Annotated in this window: 3 protein-coding genes and 1 pseudogene; 3 read left to right on the plus strand and 1 reads right to left on the minus strand. The window is 68.3% G+C overall.

Annotation, left to right across the window (positions count from 1 at the left end; translation table 11 throughout):
• Positions 1-100 precede the first annotated feature (100 nt).
• Positions 101-2,368, minus strand: coding sequence for a transglycosylase domain-containing protein (locus ACFV2X_RS55305; protein WP_385631856.1), 2,268 nt, complete (start codon positions 2,366-2,368; stop codon positions 101-103).
• Positions 2,369-2,611: 243 nt separating this feature from the next.
• Here ACFV2X_RS55305 and ACFV2X_RS55310 point away from each other — a divergent pair, with 243 nt between their 5' ends.
• The 3 genes and pseudogenes from ACFV2X_RS55310 to ACFV2X_RS55320 form a co-directional block, all read left to right on the plus strand.
• The gene (locus ACFV2X_RS55310) at positions 2,612-3,553 is read left to right on the plus strand and encodes an SPFH domain-containing protein (protein ID WP_385631859.1); all 942 of its coding nucleotides are present in this window, start codon (positions 2,612-2,614) and stop codon (positions 3,551-3,553) included.
• Complete coding sequence (locus tag ACFV2X_RS55315) at positions 3,550-3,840, plus strand: hypothetical protein (protein ID WP_385631861.1); 291 nt, start codon at positions 3,550-3,552, stop codon at positions 3,838-3,840. Before ACFV2X_RS55310 ends, ACFV2X_RS55315 begins: the two co-directional genes overlap by 4 nt.
• A 95-nt stretch (positions 3,841-3,935) precedes the next feature.
• A pseudogene (locus tag ACFV2X_RS55320) lies at positions 3,936-4,010 on the plus strand (PadR family transcriptional regulator); the annotation flags it as partial.

The raw sequence follows: 4,010 nt of genomic DNA on the forward strand, positions 1-4,010 counted from the left end.
GTGTTGCTCGGGGGGGGGGCGGGGCGGGGCCCCCCCCCCCCCACCCGGGGGGGGGGGGGGGGCCGCCCGCCCCCCCCCCGCCGCCGTGCCGTGTATCAGCTCACCCGTTGCCGACCAGCCGCTTGTTGCGACCGCCGCGCGTGTCCAGGGAGGGCGAGGTCGGCGGAGTCGTCGGCGGCGTGATGGTGTCGGTCGGCGACTCGCCGCCCGTGGTCGGGGGCGTCGTCGGCGGGGTGGTGGGCGGGGACGAGGACGCCGTCGGGCTCTCGCTCGTGGGCGGAGGGGAGGTCGTCGGTTCCGTCGACTTGCTGGTCGGCGGGGTGCTGCTGGGGCTGGTGCTCGACGGCGGGGGGACGGCCGCGCCCATGTCGGTGTCCAGGTCGAACTTGGAGCTTCCCTTGCCGTCGAGCGCCGCTCCCATGTACGCGCCCCAGATCTCGGCCGGGAAGCCACCACCGTTGACGCGTCCGCCGCCGGCGGTGCCGGTCAGCGTCACCTGCTTACCGCCCTTGGCCTCGCCGAACATGCCGACCGAGGTGACCAGGTCCGGGGTGTAGCCGGTGAACCAGGCGGACTTGTTCTCGTCGGAGGTGCCGGTCTTGCCCGCCATGGCCTGGCCCTTCTGCCGTACGGCCGAGCCGGTGCCCTCGTCGACCACACCGGTCAGGACCGAGGTCACGGAGTCCGCCGCGGTACGGCTGATCACCTCGCCGCCCGTGGTGTCGGGCAACTGGGCGCTCTCGCCGCCCTTCTCCGCCGACTTCACGATCGAGGGAGTGACCTTCTCGCCGTGGTTGTCGAGGGTGGCGTAGACCCCGGCCATGTCCTTGGGGCTGGCGCCCATGACGCCCAGCGACATCGCGGGGGCCACATCGAAGCCGCCCGCCTTGGAGTTCATGCCCAGGGCGGTGGCGGTCTTCTTGACCTTGTCCAGGCCGACGTCCACCGCCATCTGCGCGAAGACCGAGTTGACGGAGTTGTTCATCGCTTTCTGGACGCTGATCGGGCCGTAGTCCTTGTCGTCCTCGTTCGGCGGGGCGAAGCCGACCTCGCCGCCGTCGTCCTTGACCGGATGCTTGCTGTCGCCGTCGTAGACGGTGTTGGCCCTGATCGGCTGGCCGTCCTGGGTGGTGGAGTCGTTCTCCAGCGCGGCGGCGAGGATGAGCGGCTTGAACGTCGAGGCGGGCTGGTAGTCCTCGCGGGTGGCGTTGTTGGTCCAGTGCTTGGTGGCGCCCGCACCGCCGTACATCGCCACGATCGCACCGTTCTTGGGGTTCACCGAGACCGCGCCGACCTGCGCGTGCCCGTCGACCGGGCGCGTCTTCGGCTTGAGCTTGGAGGTCAGCTGCGTGTGGACGGCCTTCTCCAGGGCCTTCTGCTTCTTCTTGTCGATGTTGAGGGTGATCGTCCAGCCGCCGGCCGCGAGTTCGTCCTCGCTCACCCCGGCCTTGAACAGCTCCTGCTTGGCGGCCTCGACGAAGTAGCCCGTCTGGCCGTCGAGGCCGGAGCTGGGGCGGGGCTCGATGGGCTCGGGGAACGTCAGGCCCTTGCGCTCGCCCGCGTCCAGCCAGTGCTTCTCGACCATGTTGTCGAGGACGTAGTTCCAGCGCTGCTCGACCAGCCGCTTGCCGTTGGGTCCTGCCACCGAGTAGTCGTACTGGCTGGGGGCCTGCAGCACCGCGGCGAGGTAGGCGCCCTGCGCCACGGAGAGCTTGCCGACGTCCTTGTCGTAGTACGCGCGGGCGGCGGCCTGGATGCCGTACGCGTTGCGCCCGTAGTAGCTGGTGTTGATGTACCCCGCGAGGATGTCGTCCTTGGACTGCTGCTGATCGACCTTGAGGGAGATCACCAGCTCCTTCAGCTTGCGGCTGACGGTCTGTTCCTGGCTGAGGTAGTAGTTCTTGACGTACTGCTGGGTGATGGTCGAGCCACCCTGTTTGCCGCGGCCCAGAAGGGTATTGACGATGCCGCGCGCGGTGCCCGTGAAAGAGACGCCGGGGTCGGTGTAGAAGTCCTTGTTCTCGGCGGCGACGAAGGTGTGCTGCACCTCTTTGGGGATTTTCGCCAGCGGTACGGACTCACGGTTGATCTTGCCCGTCTTCGCCATGATGCTGCCGTCGCTGTACTTGTAGACATTGGCCTCGGCCGTGGCGAGGGCGTTGGCATTGGGCACATCGACCATGAAGTAGAGCACCAGGAACGCGCCGATGAGCAGCAGCCCCATCGAAAGGAAGTAGCCCAGGACCATCTTCCATGTGAAGAAGCGGCGTATACCGGTCTTCTTGGCTCTCTTACCGCTCTTATCGGCGCCTTTCTTGGCTCTGCGAGCGCCCTTCTGCCGCGCCCGCCGCTCTTCCGCTCTGCCCATCTCTCCCGCTGCTCCTGTACGTCAACCCCAACCCAGCTCATGAAGCTAACACCGCAACTGACGTCAAATACTCATCGATCAAGCTTTTTCCGAAGGTGACAAAGAGCACCCACTCTGTAGGAACTGACGTCCCGCCGCGGCCAGGGGTTGCCTTCTCAGCAAAAAGTGCTATCACTTTGATAGGAGCCGGACAGCCGCGCACCACCACGTACCAGCAAAAACGGGGGAACCTCCATGCCTGACATGACCGACATCACAACCACACCCGACATACCGGCCCCGCCTCGGCCCCAGGTGCGCGAGCGGCCCGCGCGCAGCATCGGCGGCGGTCTCGCGCTGCTGCTCAGCCTGGCCGGGCTGATCGCGGGCCCGCTGCTCATCGCGGCCGGAACCGACACCTCCGAGTACGACTACGAGGACAACAGCAACCCAGCGCTGATCATCCTCGGCGTCGCGGTGATCATCGCCTCCTTCATCGCGATGCGCGGGCTGTGCTCGATCGCACCGGGCCAGGCCCGGGTCGTCCAGCTCTTCGGCCGCTACAAGGGCACCCTCCGCACCGAGGGACTGCGCTGGGTCAATCCCTTCAGCAGCCGTAAGAAGATCTCCACCCGGGTGCGCAACCACGAGACCCCGGTGCTCAAGGTCAACGACGCCTACGGCAACCCGATCGAACTCGCCGCCGTCGTCGTCTGGCGGGTCGAGGACACCGCGCAGGCGGTGTTCGAGGTGGACGACTTCCTGGAGTTCGTCTCCACCCAGACCGAGGCCGCGGTGCGCCATATCGCCATCGAGTACCCGTACGACGCGCACGACGAGGACGCGCTGTCGCTGCGCGGCAACGCCGAGGAGATCACCGAGAAGCTGGCCACCGAGCTGCACGCCCGGGTCGAGGCGGCCGGGGTGCGCATCGTCGAATCGCGCTTCACCCACCTCGCATACGCCCCCGAGATCGCCTCCGCGATGCTCCAGCGCCAGCAGGCGGGCGCGGTGGTCGCGGCCCGGCGCGAGATCGTGGACGGCGCGGTCGGCATGGTCGAGGCCGCGCTGGCCAGGATCGCCGAGGAGCAGATCGTCGAGCTGGACGACGAGCGCAAGGCCGCGATGGTCAGCAATCTCATGGTCGTGCTGTGCGGCGACCGCTCCCCGCAGCCGGTCCTCAACACGGGCACGCTCTACCAGTGACGGAGCCGAACGAGCGGGACGAGGCAGCGGAGCCGGCCGCGCCCGAGGGCGCGCGGCCGGCTCCGCGCCCGCGCAAGCAGGTGCTGCTGCGGCTCGACCCCGCGGTCCACGACGCACTCGCCCGCTGGGCCGCGGACGAGCTGCGCAGCGCCAACGCGCAGATCGAGTTCCTGCTGCGCAAGGCGCTCGCGGAGGCGGGCCGGCTGCCTCGCGCCGCGGCCCCCATCCCCCGCCGCGGCCGCCCGCCCCGTAACCCCCATCGCCCGGAACCACCTTCCGAGACTTAGCGGGGACAGGCCGGGGAAACGCCTCTCACCTGCGGAAACGCCCAGCCTCATGCATCTATACACACGAGGTATACGCATGGTGTAGAGTGCTGCGCATGTCAATCGGCCACACCCTGCTCGGACTTCTGGAGTCCGGCCCACGCCATGGCTACGACCTCAAGAGAGCCTTC

The organism is Streptomyces sp. NPDC059679, assembly GCF_042734105.1.
GTDB lineage: Bacteria > Actinomycetota > Actinomycetes > Streptomycetales > Streptomycetaceae > Streptomyces.

Coding starts and splice junctions, on each gene's coding strand:
- ACFV2X_RS55305 (WP_385631856.1), bottom strand. CDS start 2,368: ATGGGCAGAGCGGAAGAGCGGCGGGCGCGGCAGAAGGGCGCTCGCAGA.
- ACFV2X_RS55310 (WP_385631859.1), top strand. CDS start 2,612: ATGACCGACATCACAACCACACCCGACATACCGGCCCCGCCTCGGCCC.